This window comes from Arthrobacter sp. AQ5-05, assembly GCF_003287975.1.
Taxonomy (GTDB): domain Bacteria; phylum Actinomycetota; class Actinomycetes; order Actinomycetales; family Micrococcaceae; genus Paeniglutamicibacter.
The window spans coordinates 1-251 of record NZ_QMKQ01000115.1; the positions used below are offsets into that span (position 1 = coordinate 1).

Sequence of the window (251 nt, forward strand, 5' to 3'; positions counted from 1 at the left end):
TGCAAACTAACACCACCGGCACCCCGGCACCGGGCACCATGCGGGACCGCACCATCTCGGAGGTCATCGAGTTGATGCGCACCAACCGGATGCCCCATGCCCGGGCCATGGCCGAAGAGCTGCTCACCACCGCCAAGGCCCAACGCTGGGACCCCGCCGAGGCCGTACGGGTCCTGCTGGAAGCCGAAGCCGCCGGGCGCAACAAATCGATGCTCGACACCCGACGCAAACGAGCCGGATTCCCGTCCGGG

Annotated in this window: 1 pseudogene; it reads left to right on the forward strand. The window is 68.1% G+C overall.

Annotated elements, in window-relative coordinates:
* Nucleotides 1-251 (forward strand): annotated as a pseudogene (locus DQ353_RS21920) (ATP-binding protein); the annotation flags it as partial.